The organism is Salmonella sp. SAL00672 (assembly GCF_046552175.1).
Lineage (GTDB): Bacteria > Pseudomonadota > Gammaproteobacteria > Enterobacterales > Enterobacteriaceae > Salmonella > Salmonella enterica.
In genome coordinates this window covers 124,628-145,111 of record NZ_JBGDUQ010000010.1, presented here as the reverse complement: position 1 = coordinate 145,111, position 20,484 = coordinate 124,628, and the positions used below count along the sequence as shown (strand labels likewise).

The window sequence follows — 20,484 nt, the reverse complement described above, 5'->3', positions numbered from 1 at the left end:
CCGCTACGCGGGCGGGATGCTGTACCGCCCGCGCTTTAGGGCTTCCTCGCCACCGGCACATCCAGCTGTTTAAGCGCCTCCACAAAGCGCGAGGGATTATCTTTATTGAAAAGCAGCCAGACCCGCGCACGCGCGCGCGTCAACGCCACATATAACAAACGCCGCTCTTCAGCGTCCGGAAAATCCTCAACCTGAGGAAGAAGCGCACTTTCCATAATGGATTCTCGCGCCGGGGCGGGGAAACCGTCGTTACCCTCCTGCAATCCGACAAGAATCACGTAATCGGCCTGTTGGCCTTTGCTGGCATGGATAGTCATGAAGTCTATCTGTAACTTCGGCCAGCGAGTCGCCGCTTTTTGTAGACTCGCGGGTTTCAGATGGTGATAGCGCGCCAGCACCAGGATACGTTCATCCTCCTTCGCATAGCCGGATAATTTATCCAGTAACGCGTCCAACTGGCTTTCATCCAATAACGTCACCGCTTTTTTATCGCCTGGGGTCAGACTATTTAACGGTTTTTTAAGCTGGTGCGGATTCTGCTGTATAAAGCGATTGGCAATATCGCCAATCCGACTGTTAAAACGGTACGTGGTGTCCAGGTGGCAATGCTCGCCCTCGCCGAACGTCTGATGAAACGCCGTCGTTAAGGAGAGCTGCGCCCCGCTAAAACGGTAAATCGCCTGCCAGTCATCGCCAACGGCAAACAGCGTAGTCTGGCTATTCTGCTTGCGTAGCGCCTCTAACAGCGCCGCCCGTTGCGGGGAAATATCCTGAAATTCATCGACCAGAATATGCTTCCACGGGCTAATAAAACGCCCTTTTTCGAGGATCACCATTGCCTGATGGATCAGCCCGGAGAAATCAACGGCATTTTCCGCTTTCAACGCGCTTTTCCAGGCCTTTAGCAGCGGCGCCATCAGCTTAATGCGTTTGCCAAACAGCTCGCGGCACTCCTCTGGCGCGCCAGCGATCATTTCTGCCTGCGCGCCGCCGTGCATACGCATCAAACTGACCCAACGATCCAGGCGAGGGGCCAGACGCCGCTGTAATGTCTCATCGTCCCAGAAATTACCTTCCGGCACTACCCACTGCATCTCCTCTTCCAGCCACTGACGCCAGCCTTTGGCCTGCGCTTTTTTCTCGCTACACTGCTGACGCCAGGTGTGCAGAAATAGCTGATGCCGCGCGGTGGCGTCACTTTCCAGCTTACTGACAACCGGCGCTTTTTTACTGCCTTGCTGAATAATATACAGCGCCAGCGAATGGAACGTACGGGCAGTAATCTCTTCCGTATGTAAGCGCTCGCGGATACGCTCATCCATCTCCTCTGCCGCCTTGCGACCAAACGCCAGTAAAAGAATTTGCCCCGCATCTGCTTGTCCGCGCGCCAACAGCCAACCCGCGCGCGCCACCAGCACCGAGGTCTTACCGCTTCCCGCGCCCGCCAGTACCAGTAACGATGATTCGCCGTTAACCACCGCCCTGGCCTGGGAAGGATTAAGCGGAGAAGATTCTATCTGCGTAAAAAAGTCGGCATGCGCTTCCAGCATGGCATCAGCATACGCCTGATTATGCTGCTGCCGACTTCCCTCGCTATCCTGTAACCAGGCCAGACACTTACGCCATATCTCGCGACAGTGAGCAAACTCCTCCAGACGTGAGACCGGCAGCGGCAAAGCGGCAAACGTCTGGCGAATTTCGTGTTCCAGCCCCCGAACGCGTTCACGGGTAAGCCATTGGTTTTCGCCCGTTCGCTCACTAATACGCGCCCATTGCTCTTGTAATGCCTGCGCGGCGACATCACTCATCTCCTGGCTCCAGCGACGCCAGTGCGCGTCCAGATAGCGATGGAATTGCTGGGTTTCCGACCACTCGGTACCGTGCAAACGCACGACTTTATCCTCCGGGAGGACAAACTCCAGCTCGCCCCATACCAGCCCACGCTTACAGTGAATCGCCAATAACTGATTGAATGGAATAAGATATTCATGCCTGTCGCCAGACACTTTCACCCCAGCGTTGAGGATCACGGCACGATCATACGGGTGTTGCGCCAGACGTTTTCCAAGAGAAGTTGCTTTCAGTTCCATGACTCAGCGAATCCAGACGTAAAGATGTGCTTATCAGTGTAACCGCCAGAGAAAACGTGCTCCAGTCTAAAAAAACGTTACAATTGCCCGCAGTGATAGAAAACCGGAATGAACTGAGGGTTTATGCGTACCGTTCTGAATATTTTAAACTTTGTACTGGGCGGCTTTGCCACTACGCTGGCCTGGCTGCTGGCGACGCTGGTCAGTATTGTGCTTATTTTTACCCTGCCGTTGACCCGCTCCTGCTGGGAGATAACCAAACTGTCCCTGTTCCCTTACGGTAATGAAGCCATTCACGTTGACGAACTTAATCCGGTGGCGAAAAGCGTATTAATGAATACTGGCGGTACCTTGCTGAATATTTTCTGGTTACTTTTTTTCGGCTGGTGGCTATGCCTGATGCACATTGCCTCCGGTATCGCGCAGTGTGTCACTATCATCGGGATACCTGTCGGTATTGCGAACTTTAAAATTGCCGCGATTGCGCTTTGGCCTGTCGGTCGCCGCGTCGTCTCTGTAGAAACCGCTCGCGCCGCGCGAGAAGCTAACGCGCGCCGCCGTTTTGAATGATCGGGACAAATAGCCTTTATGTTAAGTCCGTTGATTCGCCGTTATACCTGGAACAGTACCTGGCTGTATTACATCCGCATTTTTATCGCTCTGTGCGGCACCACCGCCCTGCCCTGGTGGCTGGGCGACGTCAAACTGACCATCCCGCTCACGCTCGGTATGGTTGCCGCGGCGCTAACCGATCTTGACGACCGCCTTGCCGGACGCTTGCGTAATTTAATCATTACCTTAATTTGCTTTTTTATCGCGTCGGCTTCTGTTGAGCTGCTCTTTCCCTGGCCGTGGCTATTTGCGTTGGGCTTAACGTTATCCACCAGCGGGTTTATTCTGTTGGGAGGATTAGGGCAACGCTATGCCACCATCGCGTTCGGCGCGTTACTCATTGCCATCTATACGATGCTGGGTACCTCTCTATACGATCACTGGTATCAGCAACCACTGCTCCTGCTGGCAGGCGCAGTATGGTATAACCTACTGACGCTAACCGGGCATCTGCTATTTCCGATCCGTCCGTTGCAGGATAATCTGGCACGCAGTTACGAACAGTTGGCGCACTATCTGGAACTGAAATCACGTCTGTTTGATCCTGATATTGAAGATGAAAGCCAGGCGCCGCTCTATGATTTAGCGTTAGCGAACGGGCAGTTAATGGCGACGCTGAACCAAACGAAAGTGTCGTTATTGAGTCGCCTGCGCGGCGATCGCGGTCAACGCGGTACGCGCCGCACCCTCCATTACTATTTTGTGGCGCAGGATATTCATGAACGCGCCAGTTCTTCGCATATTCAATACCAGACGCTGCGCGATTATTTTCGCCATAGCGACGTTATGTTCCGCTTTCAGCGTCTGATGTCGATGCAGGCGCAGGCCTGTACGCAGTTGGCGCGCTGTATCTTACTGCGTACGCCGTACCAGCATGATCCGCGCTTTGAACGCGTCTTTACCCACATTGACGCCGCGCTTGAGCGTATGCGCGCCAGCGGCGCTTCCTTGGAACTGCTGAATACGCTTGGATTCTTATTAACCAACCTACGCGCTATTGATGCGCAACTGGCGACGATCGAGTCGGAGCAGGCCCAGGCAATGCCGCGCAATGAGTCAGAAAACCAGTTGGCTGACGATAGCCTGCACGGGTTTAGCGACATCTGGCTGCATCTGAGCCGTAATTTTACCCCGGAGTCCGCTCTCTTTCGCCATGCGGTACGCATGTCGCTGGTATTGTGCATCGGTTATGCTCTCATCCAAATTACCGGGATGCGCCACGGGTACTGGATATTGCTCACCAGCCTGTTTGTTTGCCAGCCTAACTATAACGCGACCCGCCATCGCCTTGCGCTCAGGATTATCGGTACGTTGGTAGGCGTTGCGATCGGCCTGCCGATTTTATGGTTTGTCCCTTCGCTTGAAGGACAGTTAGTTCTGCTGGTGATTACCGGCGTGCTTTTCTTCGCATTCCGTAATGTGCAGTATGCCCATGCGACGATGTTCATCACCCTGCTGGTATTACTCTGCTTTAACCTCCTGGGCGAAGGCTTTGAGGTAGCGTTACCGCGCGTCGTCGACACGTTAATTGGCTGCGCTATCGCCTGGGCTGCGGTCAGCTTTATTTGGCCGGACTGGCGCTTTCGCAACCTTCCCCGGGTACTCCAGCGCGCCACCGATGCTAATTGCCGCTACCTTGATGCGATCCTTGAGCAATATCACCAGGGACGGGATAACCGCCTGGCCTATCGCATTGCCAGACGCGACGCGCACAACCGCGATGCAGAACTGGCATCCGTGGTTTCTAATATGTCGAGCGAACCCGACGTCACGGCTGAAACCCGGGAGGCGGCGTTCAGGCTGCTTTGCCTCAATCACACTTTTACCAGCTATATCTCCGCCCTCGGCGCGCACCGCGAAAAGCTCAGTAATCCGGACGTGTTGGGGCTTCTGGATGACGCGGTCTGCTACGTTGATGATGCGCTTCATCATCAACCTGAAGACGAACAGCGCGTACACCAGGCGCTGGAGGGTTTAAAGCAGCGAGTTCAGTCACTGGAAACACGTCCGGACAGCAAAGAACCTCTGGTTGTTCAACAAATTGGTTTGCTCATTGCCTTACTGCCCGAGATTGGACGCTTGCAACGGCAAATTTCACCGCCGACTTCTACATTAATTACCCAGCCGTAAGCGAATGAGCCCAGTCGGCAAGCTCCTGGCGACGACTCGCCGGGAGCGCCGCTTCATGTACGCCGACAATTGCGCCTTCCAGGGCATACAAAACTTTCACCGTCAGCAAGGGATTGCTTTGTCGCAACCTTAGCCAGCACATTTTCGCGCCCAGTATGCGTAACATATTTTCGTCCTTTATCCCTGACTCATTGAGCAATGTTTCCAGATGGAAGGTCATATTGGGGAGATCTTTGAGTCTGTGCTGTAAAATACGGCTGTGTTTTTCCTTCATTGCCGCGTCAAGAGAATACTTCGATAAACGCACCAGCTGCTGCTGATCGCGCCACAGGCTTTCATCCACCCGGTAATAGTTGAGCATAACGGGACGTCCACACTTCATAAACATGAGCCAGGCGGGAGGATGCTTCACACAGTAGGGTACGCTTTCTTCACAGGCGCGGAGATAAAGCTCGCCATTAGCCACCATCGCAAAGACGGTATCCTCCACGGTCAGACTATAGCTACCGAATAAAGATCGATACTGGATCGTCCCCAAAGAGGCCAAATATTCTTGCGATTTATAGATCCTGTCATAAGAGAGTGCTCTCATAAAATTCCTTTTAAATCATAAAGTAAAAGAATGATTTGCAGTAACGGATCCGTTAATGACGAAAATAGGCAACTTATACTCCGCGAGCAAGATGATTTTTATTTTTGACGCCACTAAGAATAAAAATTGCGAGACAGTTTCCGAAAATAGAGTTGATCTTTCATCGCCACAGGGGTACTGTATGAATATACAGTAACTCACAGGGCTGGATTGATTATGTACACTTCAGGTTATGCAAATCGTTCTTCGTCATTTCCTACCACTACCCACAACGCTGCGCGCACCGCTACGGAAAATGCCGCGGCAGGACTGGTCAGTGAAGTTGTCTACCACGAAGACCAGCCCATGATGGCGCAACTCCTGCTTTTGCCTTTACTCCGTCAGTTAGGCCAACAATCACGCTGGCAGCTCTGGCTCACGCCGCAGCAAAAGCTCAGCCGTGAATGGGTACAGTCTTCAGGTTTGCCATTAACGAAAGTGATGCAAATTAGCCAGCTTGCGCCTCGTCATACGCTGGAGTCGATGATCCGCGCTTTGCGTACAGGAAATTACAGCGTGGTAATTGGTTGGATGACTGAAGAACTGACAGAAGAAGAACATGCCAGCCTGGTTGAAGCAGCGAAGGTAGGTAATGCGGTAGGGTTTATCATGCGCCCTGTACGTGCGCACGCTTTACCCAGGAGACAGCATTCCGGGCTAAAAATTCACTCTAATTTGTATCATTAAGTAAAATTAGGATTTATCCTGGACTTTTTTTTACGCGAACGTATCTCCTTTGAGTGCTAACGTTTTTTTTGCGAGAACGCTTGCCAGAAGCGGTTTCCGCAATTTTTGCTGTACGATTTATCATCTGAAACTGTTAAATGATGTGTATATCCGTCATGTTTTTTTCACATGTCTGACGGAGTTCACACTTGTAAGTTTCCAACTACGTTGTAGACTTTACATCGCCAGGGGTGCTCAGCATAAGCCGTAGATATCGGTAGAGTAACTATTGAGCAGATCCCCCGGTGAAGGATTTAACCGTGTTATCTCGTTGGAGATATTCATGGCGTATTTTGGATGATAACGAGGCGCAAAAAATGAAAAAGACAGCTATCGCGATTGCAGTGGCACTGGCTGGTTTCGCTACCGTAGCGCAGGCCGCTCCGAAAGATAACACCTGGTACGCTGGTGCTAAACTGGGCTGGTCTCAGTACCATGACACCGGCTTCATTAACAATGATGGCCCAACTCATGAAAACCAACTGGGCGCAGGTGCTTTTGGTGGTTACCAGGTTAACCCGTACGTTGGCTTTGAAATGGGCTACGACTGGTTAGGCCGTATGCCGTACAAAGGCGACAACATCAATGGCGCTTATAAAGCTCAGGGCGTTCAGTTGACCGCTAAACTGGGTTATCCAATCACTGACGATCTGGACGTTTATACCCGTCTGGGTGGTATGGTATGGCGTGCAGACACCAAGTCTAACGTCCCTGGCGGCCCGTCTACTAAAGACCACGACACCGGCGTTTCCCCGGTATTCGCGGGCGGTATCGAGTATGCTATCACCCCTGAAATCGCAACCCGTCTGGAATACCAGTGGACTAACAACATCGGTGATGCCAACACCATCGGCACCCGTCCGGACAACGGCCTGCTGAGCGTAGGTGTTTCCTACCGTTTCGGCCAGCAAGAAGCTGCTCCGGTAGTAGCTCCGGCACCGGCACCGGCTCCGGAAGTACAGACCAAGCACTTCACTCTGAAGTCTGACGTACTGTTCAACTTCAACAAATCTACCCTGAAGCCGGAAGGCCAGCAGGCTCTGGATCAGCTGTACAGCCAGCTGAGCAACCTGGATCCGAAAGACGGTTCCGTTGTCGTTCTGGGCTTCACTGACCGTATCGGTTCTGACGCTTACAACCAGGGTCTGTCCGAGAAACGTGCTCAGTCTGTTGTTGATTACCTGATCTCCAAAGGTATTCCGTCTGACAAAATCTCCGCACGTGGTATGGGCGAATCTAACCCGGTTACCGGCAACACCTGTGACAACGTGAAACCTCGCGCTGCCCTGATCGATTGCCTGGCTCCGGATCGTCGCGTAGAGATCGAAGTTAAAGGCGTTAAAGACGTGGTAACTCAGCCGCAGGCTTAAGTTTCCGTCTGATAAAAAACCCCGCGTCGCGGGGTTTTTTGCTCTGGTCTGGGTGACAACGCCTTTCAGCGTTACTTCTTGCCTAATAACGCCTGTAAATCCTGCTTTAACGTGGTCATTTGCGTGGCATATTTCTCTTTATGCTCCGCGTCTTCTATCAGTTGCACTATCGTTTCGGATAATGTTTTACCGCGTCGCTGCGCAAGGCCCGCCAGACGCTGCCAGACCATAAACTCTAAATCGATAGATTTTTTGCGCGTATGCTGATGTTCCGCATTGAAGTGTCGTTTGCGTCTTGCCCGAATGGTTTGTTTCATCCGATTAAGCAAGGCAGGATTCATATGCCTGTCTATCCAGACATTTACCCGCACCGGTTCATTTTCGAGGGCCAACAACAAATTGACGGCTTCCTGGGCAGCACTGGCTTCCACGTAGCGGGTGATCAGCTCCCCTTCGCGGTGCTTTTTCACCAGATATTTCCATTTCCAACCGCTTTCAAGATTTTCAAGTTGTTGATATTTCATTGTGATCCCAATGTTACCGTGTAACTGTTATCAGAATATCAGTTTTTTAGCCATCTGAAGAAAAGAATCTCGAACCTGTGAATGGTTACACGTCTTCATATTACTTTGCATTCGCTTTCCGCGTGTGCAGCGTGACGGGTTAGGCTATAATCCCCCCTTTTACAACAGACTAAAAAACCTCAACTTTGACCATTACGAAACTTGCATGGCGTGATCTGGTTCCTGATAGCGAAAGCTATCAGGAGATATTTGCACAGCCACACGCGACTGACGAAAACGACACCTTACTCAGTGATACTCAGCCACGACTGCAATTTGCGCTTGAGCAACTTATACAGCCGTGGGCATCATCCTCTTTTATGCTGACTAAAGCGCCTGAAGAGCAAGAGTATCTCACTTTACTTTCAGATGCCGTCCGCGCTCTGCAAACCGATGCCGGACAATTAACCGGCGGACATTATGACGTTTCCGGGCATACTGTTCATTACCGCGCCGCGCAGAATGCGCAAGACAACTTTGCCACCGTCACACAAGTCGTCAGCGCGGACTGGGTCGAAGCCGAACAGCTCTTTGGTTGCCTGCGGCAGTATAACGGCGACATTATCCTGCAGCCGGGACTGGTTCATCAGGCGAACGGCGGCGTGCTGATTATTTCCTTACGAACCCTTCTGGCGCAGCCGTTACTGTGGATGCGTCTGAAAGCCATCGTTAGCCGCGAGCGTTTTGACTGGGTGGCCTTTGACGAGTCGCGTCCATTACCGGTCTCCGTGCCATCCATGCCGCTCAAACTGAAGGTGATTCTGGTTGGCGAACGTGAATCACTGGCTGATTTTCAGGAGATGGAACCGGAGCTCGCGGAACAGGCTATCTACAGTGAATTTGAAGACAATTTACAGATAGCGGACGCAGAAGCTATGACCCTGTGGTGTCAATGGGTGACGCGTATCGCTTTACGCGATAATTTGCCCCCTCCGGCACCGGACGCCTGGCCCGTCCTGATACGCGAGGCTGTGCGCTATACCGGCGAACAGGATACGTTGCCTCTTTGCCCACTGTGGATAGCCCGCCAGTTTAAGGAGGCGTCGCCTTTATGCGAAGGCGATACCTGCGGCGCAGAAGCGCTCAGTCTGATGCTTGCCCGACGCGAATGGCGAGAAGGCTTTCTGGCGGAGCGGATGCAGGATGAGATTCTGCAAGAGCAGATCCTGATTGAAACCGAAGGCGAACGCGTTGGACAAATCAATGCGCTTTCCGTCATTGAGTTTCCCGGGCATCCTCGCGCCTTTGGCGAACCGTCGCGAATTAGCTGTGTTGTGCATATCGGCGATGGCGAATTTAACGATATTGAGCGCAAGGCCGAACTTGGCGGGAATATCCACGCTAAGGGAATGATGATTATGCAGGCCTTCCTGATGTCGGAGTTGCAGCTGGAGCAACAAATTCCCTTCTCTGCCTCGTTAACCTTTGAGCAGTCCTACAGCGAAGTGGATGGTGATAGTGCCTCAATGGCGGAATTATGTGCGCTCATCAGCGCGCTGGCCAATGTGCCAGTGAATCAAAATATTGCGATTACCGGCTCGGTCGATCAGTTTGGTCGCGCACAACCGGTGGGCGGGCTAAACGAAAAAATTGAAGGTTTCTTCGCCATCTGCGAGCAGCGGGAATTAAACGGTAAACAGGGCGTGATTATCCCTGCCGCCAATGTCCGCCATCTCAGTCTTAAATCTGAACTGCTGCAAGCGGTTAAAGAAGAGAAGTTCACTATCTGGGCGGTAGACGACGTGACCGACGCCTTACCGCTACTGTTAAATCTGGTGTGGGATGGCGAAGGTCAAACGACGTTGATGCAGACTATCCAGGAGCGTATCGCGCAGGCGACGCAACAGGAAGGCCGTCATCGTTTCCCGTGGCCATTACGTTGGCTGAACGCTTTTATTCCGAACTGATCGGACTTGTTCAGCGTACACGTGTTAGCTATCCTGCGTGCTTCAATAAAATAAGGTTTACATAAAACATGGTAGATAAACGCGAATCCTATACAAAAGAAGACCTTCTTGCCTCTGGTCGTGGTGAACTGTTTGGCGCTAAAGGGCCGCAACTCCCTGCGCCGAACATGCTGATGATGGACCGCGTCGTTAAGATGACCGAAACGGGCGGCAATTTCGACAAAGGCTATGTCGAAGCCGAGCTGGATATCAATCCGGATCTATGGTTCTTCGGATGCCACTTTATCGGCGATCCGGTGATGCCCGGTTGTCTGGGTCTGGATGCTATGTGGCAATTGGTGGGATTCTACCTGGGCTGGTTGGGCGGCGAAGGCAAAGGCCGCGCTCTGGGCGTGGGCGAAGTGAAATTTACCGGCCAGGTTCTGCCGACAGCCAGGAAAGTCACCTATCGCATTCATTTCAAACGTATCGTAAACCGTCGCCTGATCATGGGCCTGGCGGACGGTGAGGTTCTGGTGGATGGTCGTCTGATCTATACCGCACACGATTTGAAAGTCGGTTTGTTCCAGGATACTTCCGCGTTCTAAGTGTTGAATTGATATTCCGCGCTATCGGTATCATGCTTGCAAAGCCCATAAAGGCGAAACCTCCGCACTGCGGAGGTTTCTTTTTCTAAAGAGACAGAATCAGGCCATTACCGCCCTGTCCTCCATGGCTTGTCGCCAACCTCCCAACCAGTATGACCGTTGATTCAGCGTCTGATAGGGACACATTTCTTTTGATCGTCCGGCGATGCCGGCCTGATATCCACGTTGATGTGCCCGTTCCAGGCGATCTCGTTTTTGTCTCTTCATGCCTCGTTTCCCTCATATTTGTATCTGGTGGAAAAGAAAACAGTGATTACAAAATGTGCAATCACACTACACGAATACCTCTAAATGGATCGCCCGTCAATGCGCAAAATTCACACCAATGTCATATTTGTGAGCTATACGGTAAATCATTTGTACAAAAAATGTGAGCCATAACAACTATTTTTCCGGCGTCAAAAATAAAAAAACCGCCTCAGGCGCACGACCTGAAGCGGTTAAATTTACATTACTTTTATCTCAGGGAAGGCGCTTTATCTCATCTGCGATAGCGGCTGCTTCCTGACTCCAGGCGCTTGCCAGTACTTTGACCATCTCATCATAGCCATCTTTCTGCTGGCTGGCTTCGATATGGAAAGGCCGCTTAATCAGTTGTCCATTGTGGTTTAATAACCACTCCCCGCTGACGATAACCTTACCATCGTAGCGTCCATGGAATCCGGTTACGGTAACGTTTAACGTATCCTGGGTGGTTCCCAACGGCTGGGAAGCGACGACCCAGCCAGGAAGCCGGGCGCTAAGATTCGCCACCAGCGTGTTACGTAATTGCTGATCCAACGGGCTGGCCCACAGATTGTTATTGGCAATCACATACTGAACATCACTGGTTTGATACACCACGCCGTTACCTGCCAGATAGTCAGGTACGGAAACCTGCTCTACCCATAAGAGACGGTTGCCCTGGCTTGCGGTGCTTTGCACACCGCTTTGCGCTATCGGGAGCTGATAATAGCTTTTATTTTCTCCGCCGGAACTACATGACGCCAGCCAGAACGCCATTATCACGACTAGCCATTTTTTCATTGTTTCGCCCTCTTAGGCTCAGGATCTTTTTTATCCTTCGCTTCAAATACCAGCGCGTTGCTCTTCTCGTTCAGAGTTTTCAACACCGGTTGTAACTCACGAAGCACCTGATCGAGACGCTGCATATCCGCCACCATTTTGTTATACGCCGCCGATCCAGGCTGGAAGCCCTGCATACTGCGGTTAAGTTCGCGTAACGTCGTTTGCATATCCGCCGGAAGCTGCTGCATCGACTGACTGGAGGTAATCTTGTTCATATTATCCAGCGTGGTTTGCAGCCGACGCATAGTACGCTGGCTTTCAGACAGCGTATTGGTCGCTTGTTCAATCATCGGATTCAACGGCAGGTTGTTGATCTTATCCAACGTTTCCACCAGTCGCTGTTGAATTTGCGCCAGACCGCTGCTGACGGTGGGAATAATTTCATAACCATCAAATTCGCGTAGCCCGGTAATCGGCGGCTCCTTAGGATAAAAGTCCAGATCGACATACAGCGCCCCGGTCACCAGGTTACCGGTTTTAAGCGAAGCGCGTAAACCGCGCTTAAGCAGTTCCGTCAAATGCGCGCCAACATCCGCATTTTCTCCCAATTGCGCTTTCAGACGCTCCGGTTCAATGCGCACCAGCACAGGAATACGGTAATCGTCGTTAAATACCTGGCGCATTTTAGACGCAAAGAAAGGCACTTTGCTTACCGTCCCCAGACGAATACCGCGGAACTCCAGCGGCGCGCCGGGTTGTAATCCGCGCACCGAATCTTTAAAGAACATCAGGTAATCGATATGATCGGTATACAGCGAATCCTGAATACTTTTTTGATCGTCGTAGAGGTTAAACGCCGTTTTTTCGGCGACGGGTTGCCCCTGCTCAAGTCCTTCCGGCACATCAAAACTCACGCCGCCGCCAAACAACGTCGTCAACGATCCCATTTCCACGCGCATTCCCGCCGATGTCAGATCCACAGCGATACCGCTATCTTTCCAGAATCGGACATTACTGGTGACCAATCGATCGTTTGGCGCCTTAATGAACAACTGATAACTCATTGTCCGTTTTTGCGGATCGAAAGAGCTGGTTTCAACGGATCCTACCCGATAACCCCGGAACAGAACGGGATCGCCAGGACTGAGCTGACCGGCCTTTTTGCTGTCCAGAATCACACGAATACCTTTGGCATCGGGCGGCGCCAACGGCGGTGAGTCAAGAAGCTGATAGCTTTCCGGCTGGCTGCCCTTACTTCCTGGTTGTAGTTCAATATACGCGCCTGATAGCAGCGTCCCAAGCCCGCTGATGCCTTCACGCCCCACCTGCGGTTTTACGACCCAAAATACCGAGTCTTTATGCAGCAACTTTTCCATACCGGAATGAAGCCGCGCTTTGATTTGTACATGGGTCAGATCGTCAGTCAGCGTCGCGCTTTCAACCACGCCGACATCCACGCTGCGACTTTTGATCGTCGTTTTTCCGCCTTCAATGCCTTCCGCATTGGTGGTGATTAAGGTAACTTCCGGTCCCTGGTGGCTGTAGTGATAAAACAGAATCCAGGCTCCGATAAGCGCAGTAACAATCGGGAATATCCAGACAGGCGACCAATTTTTCACCTTTTGTACTTTGGCTTCCCCTTTTTTAGGTTCCATGCTATCAGGACTCCTCATGGCCTGGTTCGTACTCACGATCCCACGACAGACGCGGATCAAAGGTCATCGCAGAAAACATTGTCATTATGACGACTAAAGCAAACATCAACGCACCCATCGCAGGATAAATATTCATTAACCCTCCCATACGCACCAGCGCAGAGAGTACGGCAATGACAAAGACATCAATCATTGACCAGCGCCCCACAAACTCCACTACTTCATAAATAAAATGCATCCGTTCACTGTCGCGCTTACCGTGGCCTTTCGCATCCCAACAAAGCCAGGCAATGGCGATCATTTTTAGCGTCGGCACCATAATACTGGCGAGAAAGATAACCGCCGCCACCGGATAAGACCCCTCGCTCCACAGCAAAATCACGCCAGCCAGAATGGTCGACGGCATTTTCGAGCCCAGTAAGTCGGTAATCATAATCGGCAAAATATTGGCGGGCAGATAAAGCATGATCGAGGTAAATAATAACGCCAGCGTCCACTGCAAACTGTTTTTACGCCGGACATAGCCTTTCGTATGGCAACGCGGACAGACGAGACTCTCCGCAGGCAGGATCGCCGTACAGCAGGCGCAAGAACGCAAAGACTGCCGGATACCGGTAACCCCCGGCGTTAACGGCTGCGCCAGTACAGGCTGCGGGGCGATATCATCCCACAACCAGCGGCGATCGACACACTGGAACGCCCGCAGTTGAACGAGACAAAATAAGCACCAGGGAATAAAGCTGCTGCCGATGCCGATATCGCCGTAGGCCATCAGCTTAACAAAACTGACCAACACCCCGGCGAGAAATATTTCTGCCATTCCCCACGATTTGAGGAGGAAAAAGATCCTTGCCAGCGTTTTTTTTACCGACAACGGCAGACTGGCGCGGTTGACAAGTAATAGAATAGTCACCAGGCAAAATGCCGGCACCAGTTGGACAAATAATAAAAAGAACGTGCCGAGGCTGGCGTAATCTTCAGAAAACATGACGCCGGGGATTTCCAGAAGCGTGACTTCGCTGGTGACGCCCGCGACATTCATATTCACGAAGGGAAAAAGGTTAGAAAGCAGCAACATAAATAGTGCCGCTAACGCATAGGCGGTAGGACGCTGCCGGGGCGCGTCCCACTCGGTCGTTAACGTTGCGCCGCATCGTGGACATGCTGCTTTTTGCCCATGCGAGAGGCGGGGTAAAGCCACCAGCATGTCACATTGCGGGCACAATATGTGCTTCGCAGCATGGTGATGTTCACACATAGGCGCTCCTTTCGTTATGCCCCGTTTTTCAGGCCTTCAAGATACTCCCAACGTTCGAAGGCTTGCTCAAGTTCTTGCTCCGCCTGACTTAAATCGGCCAGAACTTTCTGCGTTTGCTCATGGGGTTGGCTAAAAAAGGCCGCATCCGCAACCTGCGCCTGTAGCGCTTCCAGCTTCGCTTCCAGGTCTTCAAGCTGACCGGGTAACTGCTCCAGCTCGCGCTGCAGTTTATAGCTTAGTTTGCTACTGCCACGTTTTACAATTTCTGCTTTAGAGGCAATAACTTCCTCATTTTTTTTCGCCACTGGCTGTTTCGTCGCCAGATGCTGCTCTTGCTGCGCACGCGCATCATGGTAGCCGCCAATATAACGTCCGATTTTGCCGCCGCCCTCGAAAATCCAGCATTCCGTCACGGTATTATCGACAAATTGCCGATCGTGGCTGACCAGTAGTACCGTGCCCTGATAGCCATCAATTAATTCTTCTAATAGTTCCAGCGTTTCGACGTCAAGATCGTTCGTTGGTTCATCGAGAATTAAAAGATTGCTCGGCTTGAGGAACAGTCGCGCCAGCAGCAGACGGTTACGTTCGCCGCCGGAAAGCGCGCGGACGGGCGTCATCGCCCGTTTGGGGTGAAACAGGAAGTCCTGCAAATAGCCCAGTACATGGCGCGGCTTACCGTTTACCATCACCTCCTGCTTGCCTTCCGCCAGGTTATCCATCACGGTTTTTTCCGGGTCCAGTTCGGCGCGATGCTGATCGAAGTAGGCGACTTCCAGCTTCGTTCCTACGTGGATGCGCCCGCTGTCAGCCTGAAGCTGTCCCAGCATCAGTTTCAGTAGCGTGGTTTTACCGCAGCCGTTCGGGCCAATTAACGCAATCTTGTCACCGCGCTGTACCTGAGCGGAGAAATCTTTTACCAGTTGTTTTCCTTCTACCTGGTAATCGACATTTTCCATCTCAAAAACGATTTTACCGGAGCGCGTCGCTTCTTCGACCTGCATCTTCGCCGTGCCCATCACTTCCCGGCGCTCGCTGCGTTCACGACGCATCGCTTTTAACGCCCGCACGCGCCCTTCATTACGGGTGCGGCGCGCCTTGATACCCTGGCGAATCCAGACTTCTTCCTGCGCCAGTTTGCGATCAAATTCCGCGTTTTGTAATTCTTCTACGCGCAGCGCTTCTTCTTTCTCCAGCAGGTATTGATCGTAATTTCCCGGATAGGTGACCAGTTTGCCACGATCGAGATCGACAATGCGGGTTGCCATATTGCGAATAAACGAACGATCGTGAGAGATAAAAATAATCGTTCCGTTAAAGGTTTTCAGAAACCCTTCCAGCCAGTCGATAGTTTCGATATCCAGATGGTTAGTCGGTTCATCCAGTAACAATACGCGCGGATTGCTGACCAGCGCCCGACCCAGCGCGGCTTTACGCAGCCAGCCGCCGGAGAGCGACGACAGCGCGGCGTTAGGATCGAGTCCAAGCTGCTCCAGCACTTCATTAATACGGTTTTCCAGCTGCCACAGATTATGATGATCGAGCTGTTCCTGTACGCGCGCCATTTCATTGAGGTTTTTCTCGCTGGGATCGGTCATCACCAGACGGGAAATCTCATGATAGCGCTTGAGGTATTCCGCTTGTTCTTCGATACCTTCGGCGACAAAGTCATAGACGCTGCCCGCAATATTACGGGGCGGATCCTGTTGCAGACGCGCGACGATCAGATCCTGCTCATAAATAATACGCCCATCGTCCAGACCCTGTTCGCGGTTGAGGATCTTCATCAAGGTGGATTTCCCGGCGCCGTTACGCCCCACCAGACAGACGCGTTCGTTATCTTCGATATGCAACTCTGCGTTATCGAGAAGCGGCGCGTCGCTGAACGACAGCCATGCGCCATGCATACTGATTAATGACATTTACTTTTCCTTTCAGGCGGCGCGGATCAGCCAGCAGTTATGAATCTGACGGTTACGGGCAAAATCCGGGGAAAGCGTTTTTTGCGTAATTTCTTGTGCGGTAAGCCCCAGTTCCGCCAGCCCTTCCAGATCCATACGGAATCCGCGCTTATTATTTGAGAACATGATGGTGCCGCCTTTACGCAGCAGGCGTTTTAAATCTTTCATTAACGCGACATGATCGCGCTGAACATCAAACGACTCTTCCATACGTTTTGAGTTAGAGAACGTCGGCGGATCGATAAAGATCAAATCGAACTGTTCATTCGCCTCGCGCAGCCAGCCCAGGCAGTCGGCCTGAATCAGGCGATGCGCGCGGCCGCTCAGTCCGTTCAGACGCAAATTACGTTCGGCCCACTCCAGATAGGTACGGGACATATCCACCGTTGTGGTGCTGCGCGCGCCGCCCAGACCCGCATGTACGCTGGCGCTGCCGGTATAAGAAAAGAGATTCAGGAAATCTTTGCCTTTGCTCATTTCTCCCAGCATTCTGCGGGCAATACGGTGATCGAGGAACAGACCGGTGTCGAGATAATCCGTCAGATTTACCCATAAGCGCGCATTATATTCGCTGACCTCAAGGAACTCGCCCTTCTCGCTCATTTTCTGATACTGGTTTTTTCCTTTTTGCCGTTCACGGGTTTTTAACACCAGTTTATTCGGCGGAATACCGAGCACTGACAAGGTTGCCGCAATAATATCGAACAGACGTTGCCGCGCTTTTTGCGCATCCACCGTTTTCGGCGGCGCATATTCCTGAATCACCGCCCAGTCGCCGTAACGGTCTACCGCCACGTTATATTCCGGCAGGTCGGCATCATACAAGCGATAGCATTCAATCCCTTCCTGGCGCGCCCATTTCTCCAGCTTTTTAAGATTTTTACGCAGGCGATTAGCGTAATCTTCCGCCACCGTCGCCGGCTTACTGTCCGCCGTGGTTTCCGCAATATGATAGTTTTTCTGCACGCAGTCCAGCGGGCCATTCTTGGCTTTAAACTGTTTGTCGGCACGTAATTGCAGGCTGCCCAGCAGATCGGGCGAAGCGCTGAACAGCGACAGGTTCCAGCCGCCAAACTGATTTTTCATGGTACGGCCCAGCAGGCTGTGCAACGCAATCAGCGCCGGTTCGCTGTCCAGACGTTCGCCGTAAGGCGGGTTACTGATCACCGTACCATACGGGCCTTTCGGCAATGGATTACTCAGTTGCGCCACATCTTTCACTTCAAAGGTGATAAGCTCCCCGATACCGGCGCGACGGGCGTTGCTGCGCGCCCGCTCAATGACACGCGCATCGCTGTCGGAACCGTAGAAATGAGAGGAATACTCCGCCAGTCCCTTACGCGCCCGGGTCTGCGCTTCGGCTTTCACTTCCTGCCAGATAGTTTCGTCATGCTGTGCCCAGCCGCTAAATCCCCAGTGACCACGGTGCAGTCCCGGCGCGCGATCGGTCGCCCACATCGCGGCTTCAATCAACAGTGTCCCCGAACCACACATAGGGTCGAGCAGCGGCGTACCGGGTTGCCAGCCGGAACGCATAACAATCGCTGCCGCCAGCGTCTCTTTAATTGGCGCCAGCCCGGTGCGATCGCGATAACCGCGCAGGTGCAGGCCATCACCACTGAGATCCAGCGCAATGCTGGCAGTTTCTTTATTCAGCCAGACGTTAATACGGAGGTCCGGCGATTCGCGGTCCACATTTGGACGCGGAAGATTTTTCCGCGTAAACGCATCGACAATCGCGTCTTTAACTTTCATCGCTCCATACTGACTATTACGGATGGTGTCGTTCAGGCCGCTGAAATGCACCGCAAACGTCGCGCCAGGATTAAAAATCTCTGTCCAGTTTATCGCCTGAACGCCGAGGTAAAGATCGAGATCGCTGTAGACCTTGCACTCACCCATCGGCAGGATAATACGCGAGGCCAGGCGGCTCCACATCAGGCTCTGGTAAATAAGCCGCGTGTCGCCCTGAAAATGGACCCCACCCTGAACAACCTGACACCCTACGGCGCCCAGTTTTTCCAGTTCAGTTTTTAACAGCTCTTCCAGCCCGCGGGCCGTACTGGCAAACAGAGAATTCATATTGTCACTTTTACGCTAAGAAAATTGTTGCGCATTATAGCTAATCTCACGCCCATGTCATAAAGTTGAAGGCTTATTTTCATTTGAGGGACTGTACGGTGGCGACGTTATCACGGCTCTTTATTCATCCGGTCAAATCCATGCGCGGCATTGGCCTCACTCATGCGCTGGCAGATATCAGCGGCCTGGCTTTTGATCGCATCTTCATGGTGACCGAGCCTGACGGCACATTTATTACCGCCCGCCAGTTTCCACAAATGGTACGTTTTACCCCCTCTCCCTTACACGACGGCCTCCATTTGACCGCGCCAGACGGCAGTAGCGCGCTGGTTCGCTTTACGGATTTCACCCCGCAGGATGCGCCGACCGAGGTCTGGGGAAACCATTTTACCGCTCGCGTCGCCCCGACGGCGATTAATCAATGGTTGAGCGGCTTTTTCTCCCGCGATGTCCAGTTGCGCTGGGTTGGGCCGCAGTTGACGCGCCGGGTCAAACGACATAACGCGGTGCCGCTGGGATTTGCCGATGGCTACCCGTATTTATTGACCAACGAAGCCTCGCTGCGCGATCTGCAACAGCGTTGTCCGGCAGGCGTACAAATGGAACAATTTCGCCCAAACTTAGTGGTTTCCGGCGTAGCGGCCTGGGAGGAAGATAGCTGGAAAGTGCTTCGCATTGGCGATGTGATTTTTGACGTCGTGAAGCCCTGTAGCCGCTGTATTTTTACGACCGTCAGCCCTGAAAAGGGTCAAAAACATCCTTCCGGAGAACCGCTGGCGACACTGCAAGCTTTTCGTACCGCCCAGGACAATGGCGATGTGGATTTCGGTCAGAATCTGATTGCCCGCAATAGCGGCGTCATTCGCGTCGGCGATGAAGTGGAGATTCTGGCGACAGCTCCGGCAAAAGCTTATGGCGCCACAACGGTCGACGACAGCGTTACGCCAGATAAACACCCGGACGCGAGTGTAACCATCGACTGGCAGGGGCAAACCTTCTGCGGGAATAATCAACAGGTACTACTTGAACAGTTGGAGAATAAGGGGATTCGTATTCCGTATTCTTGCCGGGCTGGTATCTGTGGTTGCTGCCGGATACGTTTGCTGGAAGGCGAAGTAAGTCCGCTGAAAAAATCGGCTATGGGTGACGATGGTACGATTCTGAGCTGTAGCTGCGTGCCTAAGACCGCGTTACGACTGGAAAATTAAACCGCTTGTTCAAGGCTGAAACTGTGACAGTGAACCTGCGGTTTCAGCCTGTCGTTCATAATTTTAATCGCATCGCCAAGCTGCATGGTTCGGCCTGCTATCACCACGCCCGGCTGGGCCAGCAGACACAACGCGGCATTTTCTCCCGGCTCAACGACCAGCAAATTAACCTGTTCCGCCGTATCGCTTAACCAGACGCTTGCGGCATCGCCCGTTCCTGGGGTCCACATTTCGCCATGCGCTACAAAATGCCAGCTTTTTGGCATCTGCGGTTTGAGATAGCGAATCGCCACCAGCGCATTCAATACCAACTCCGCGCGTTGCTCTTTGGTTAATTCGAAATCCCGGCATTTTTCTTCAAAGGAAAAATAGAGCGCGGCATCATCCACACAAAAACCGGTCGGGCAAAACGCGTCCGGCGTAAGCATTTTACGAGAGAAGCGCGAGCGAAAAAGCATACCATTGGCGAGATCGAGCATCATACGATCGTGCTCTTCATCATAATACCAGCGCCAGTTATCGTCAGGTTTAATTCGCATTACCTCTCTCCCGCTTTTAAGCAACTCGTAACAGCATTGTCCTTTTGCCGCTTCGTTTATTACCCCAATAATAAAAGCCTAAAATGTCTAAATAAGC

17 protein-coding genes are annotated in these 20,484 nt (G+C 52.3%); 7 read left to right on the top strand and 10 right to left on the bottom strand.

The window, feature by feature from the left end; genetic code table 11:
- Positions 1–35 precede the first annotated feature (35 nt).
- Positions 36–2,090 carry a DNA helicase IV gene (gene helD / locus ACLJTG_RS19835; RefSeq protein WP_198898298.1) on the bottom strand — a complete coding sequence of 685 codons (2,055 nt, stop codon included), beginning with the start codon at positions 2,088–2,090 and terminating at the stop codon, positions 36–38.
- A 123-nt stretch (positions 2,091–2,213) separates the two neighbouring features.
- On the opposite strand from helD, the gene ACLJTG_RS19830 reads away from it, so the two are divergent.
- Together ACLJTG_RS19830 and yccS are read left to right on the top strand one after the other, a co-directional pair.
- Positions 2,214–2,660 (top strand): YccF domain-containing protein, encoded by a 447-nt coding sequence (locus tag ACLJTG_RS19830; protein WP_080154471.1) that lies wholly within the window; start codon positions 2,214–2,216, stop codon positions 2,658–2,660.
- An 18-nt stretch (positions 2,661–2,678) separates the two neighbouring features.
- Complete coding sequence (gene yccS, locus ACLJTG_RS19825) at positions 2,679–4,832, top strand: YccS family putative transporter (protein ID WP_198898297.1); 2,154 nt, start codon at positions 2,679–2,681, stop codon at positions 4,830–4,832.
- Here yccS and ACLJTG_RS19820 read toward each other — a convergent pair.
- Positions 4,819–5,424: a TfoX/Sxy family DNA transformation protein gene (locus ACLJTG_RS19820; RefSeq protein ID WP_001202375.1), complete on the bottom strand. Its 606-nt coding sequence runs from the start codon at positions 5,422–5,424 to the stop codon at positions 4,819–4,821. The two genes, yccS and ACLJTG_RS19820, sit on opposite strands and share 14 nt — an antisense overlap.
- Before the next feature lie 216 nt (positions 5,425–5,640).
- Here ACLJTG_RS19820 and sulA point away from each other — a divergent pair, with 216 nt between their 5' ends.
- Both sulA and ompA read left to right on the top strand, forming a co-directional pair.
- Positions 5,641–6,150, top strand: coding sequence for an SOS-induced cell division inhibitor SulA (sulA, locus tag ACLJTG_RS19815; RefSeq protein WP_000288732.1), 510 nt, complete (start codon positions 5,641–5,643; stop codon positions 6,148–6,150).
- 356 nt (positions 6,151–6,506) lie between these two features.
- A complete protein-coding gene (ompA, locus tag ACLJTG_RS19810) occupies positions 6,507–7,559 on the top strand; it encodes a porin OmpA (protein WP_001670727.1) in 1,053 nt (350 codons plus the stop codon).
- A 71-nt stretch (positions 7,560–7,630) separates the two neighbouring features.
- On the opposite strand, the gene matP is transcribed toward ompA, so the two are convergent.
- Positions 7,631–8,083 carry a macrodomain Ter protein MatP gene (gene matP, locus ACLJTG_RS19805; protein WP_000877172.1) on the bottom strand — a complete coding sequence of 151 codons (453 nt, stop codon included), beginning with the start codon at positions 8,081–8,083 and terminating at the stop codon, positions 7,631–7,633.
- A gap of 185 nt (positions 8,084–8,268) precedes the next feature.
- Here matP and ACLJTG_RS19800 point away from each other — a divergent pair, with 185 nt between their 5' ends.
- Positions 8,269–10,029 carry a Lon protease family protein gene (locus ACLJTG_RS19800; protein ID WP_000156448.1) on the top strand — a complete coding sequence of 587 codons (1,761 nt, stop codon included), beginning with the start codon at positions 8,269–8,271 and terminating at the stop codon, positions 10,027–10,029.
- Positions 10,030–10,097: 68 nt separating this feature from the next.
- On the top strand, positions 10,098–10,616 hold the full coding sequence (fabA, locus tag ACLJTG_RS19795) for a bifunctional 3-hydroxydecanoyl-ACP dehydratase/trans-2-decenoyl-ACP isomerase (RefSeq protein ID WP_000227928.1): 519 nt from the start codon (positions 10,098–10,100) through the stop codon (positions 10,614–10,616).
- Between the two features lie 99 nt (positions 10,617–10,715).
- Here the strand turns inward: fabA and rmf are convergent, their stop codons facing one another.
- The 6 genes from rmf to rlmKL form a co-directional block, all read right to left on the bottom strand.
- Complete coding sequence (gene rmf, locus ACLJTG_RS19790; protein ID WP_001537784.1) at positions 10,716–10,883, bottom strand: ribosome modulation factor; 168 nt, start codon at positions 10,881–10,883, stop codon at positions 10,716–10,718.
- Between the two features lie 255 nt (positions 10,884–11,138).
- Complete coding sequence (gene pqiC, locus ACLJTG_RS19785; protein ID WP_000759136.1) at positions 11,139–11,702, bottom strand: membrane integrity-associated transporter subunit PqiC; 564 nt, start codon at positions 11,700–11,702, stop codon at positions 11,139–11,141.
- A complete protein-coding gene (gene pqiB / locus ACLJTG_RS19780) occupies positions 11,699–13,339 on the bottom strand; it encodes an intermembrane transport protein PqiB (RefSeq protein WP_000433414.1) in 1,641 nt (546 codons plus the stop codon). The genes pqiC and pqiB overlap by 4 nt, the downstream gene beginning before the upstream one ends.
- Positions 13,340–13,343: 4 nt before the next feature.
- Positions 13,344–14,597: a membrane integrity-associated transporter subunit PqiA gene (gene pqiA / locus ACLJTG_RS19775; RefSeq protein ID WP_079951478.1), complete on the bottom strand. Its 1,254-nt coding sequence runs from the start codon at positions 14,595–14,597 to the stop codon at positions 13,344–13,346.
- A gap of 14 nt (positions 14,598–14,611) precedes the next feature.
- Positions 14,612–16,519, bottom strand: coding sequence for an ABC transporter ATP-binding protein (locus ACLJTG_RS19770; protein ID WP_023250206.1), 1,908 nt, complete (start codon positions 16,517–16,519; stop codon positions 14,612–14,614).
- Between the two features lie 12 nt (positions 16,520–16,531).
- A complete protein-coding gene (gene rlmKL, locus ACLJTG_RS19765; protein WP_001086485.1) occupies positions 16,532–18,640 on the bottom strand; it encodes a bifunctional 23S rRNA (guanine(2069)-N(7))-methyltransferase RlmK/23S rRNA (guanine(2445)-N(2))-methyltransferase RlmL in 2,109 nt (702 codons plus the stop codon).
- Between the two features lie 98 nt (positions 18,641–18,738).
- On the opposite strand from rlmKL, the gene ACLJTG_RS19760 reads away from it, so the two are divergent.
- Positions 18,739–19,848 (top strand): YcbX family protein, encoded by a 1,110-nt coding sequence (locus ACLJTG_RS19760; protein ID WP_410959050.1) that lies wholly within the window; start codon positions 18,739–18,741, stop codon positions 19,846–19,848.
- On the opposite strand, the gene zapC is transcribed toward ACLJTG_RS19760, so the two are convergent.
- A complete protein-coding gene (zapC, locus tag ACLJTG_RS19755; RefSeq protein WP_001220671.1) occupies positions 19,845–20,387 on the bottom strand; it encodes a cell division protein ZapC in 543 nt (180 codons plus the stop codon). The two genes, ACLJTG_RS19760 and zapC, sit on opposite strands and share 4 nt — an antisense overlap.
- Positions 20,388–20,484: the final 97 nt, after the last annotated feature.

Bases quoted from the DNA above. Each gene is read 5' to 3' on its own strand.
- helD (WP_198898298.1), bottom strand. From the start codon at position 2,090: ATGGAACTGAAAGCAACTTCTCTTGGAAAACGTCTGGCGCAACACCCG.
- ACLJTG_RS19830 (WP_080154471.1), top strand. From the start codon at position 2,214: ATGCGTACCGTTCTGAATATTTTAAACTTTGTACTGGGCGGCTTTGCC.
- yccS (WP_198898297.1), top strand. From the start codon at position 2,679: ATGTTAAGTCCGTTGATTCGCCGTTATACCTGGAACAGTACCTGGCTG.
- ACLJTG_RS19820 (WP_001202375.1), bottom strand. From the start codon at position 5,424: ATGAGAGCACTCTCTTATGACAGGATCTATAAATCGCAAGAATATTTG.
- sulA (WP_000288732.1), top strand. From the start codon at position 5,641: ATGTACACTTCAGGTTATGCAAATCGTTCTTCGTCATTTCCTACCACT.
- ompA (WP_001670727.1), top strand. From the start codon at position 6,507: ATGAAAAAGACAGCTATCGCGATTGCAGTGGCACTGGCTGGTTTCGCT.
- matP (WP_000877172.1), bottom strand. From the start codon at position 8,083: ATGAAATATCAACAACTTGAAAATCTTGAAAGCGGTTGGAAATGGAAA.
- fabA (WP_000227928.1), top strand. From the start codon at position 10,098: ATGGTAGATAAACGCGAATCCTATACAAAAGAAGACCTTCTTGCCTCT.
- rmf (WP_001537784.1), bottom strand. From the start codon at position 10,883: ATGAAGAGACAAAAACGAGATCGCCTGGAACGGGCACATCAACGTGGA.
- pqiC (WP_000759136.1), bottom strand. From the start codon at position 11,702: ATGAAAAAATGGCTAGTCGTGATAATGGCGTTCTGGCTGGCGTCATGT.
- pqiB (WP_000433414.1), bottom strand. From the start codon at position 13,339: ATGGAACCTAAAAAAGGGGAAGCCAAAGTACAAAAGGTGAAAAATTGG.
- pqiA (WP_079951478.1), bottom strand. From the start codon at position 14,597: ATGTGTGAACATCACCATGCTGCGAAGCACATATTGTGCCCGCAATGT.
- ACLJTG_RS19770 (WP_023250206.1), bottom strand. From the start codon at position 16,519: ATGTCATTAATCAGTATGCATGGCGCATGGCTGTCGTTCAGCGACGCG.
- rlmKL (WP_001086485.1), bottom strand. From the start codon at position 18,640: ATGAATTCTCTGTTTGCCAGTACGGCCCGCGGGCTGGAAGAGCTGTTA.
- zapC (WP_001220671.1), bottom strand. From the start codon at position 20,387: ATGCGAATTAAACCTGACGATAACTGGCGCTGGTATTATGATGAAGAG.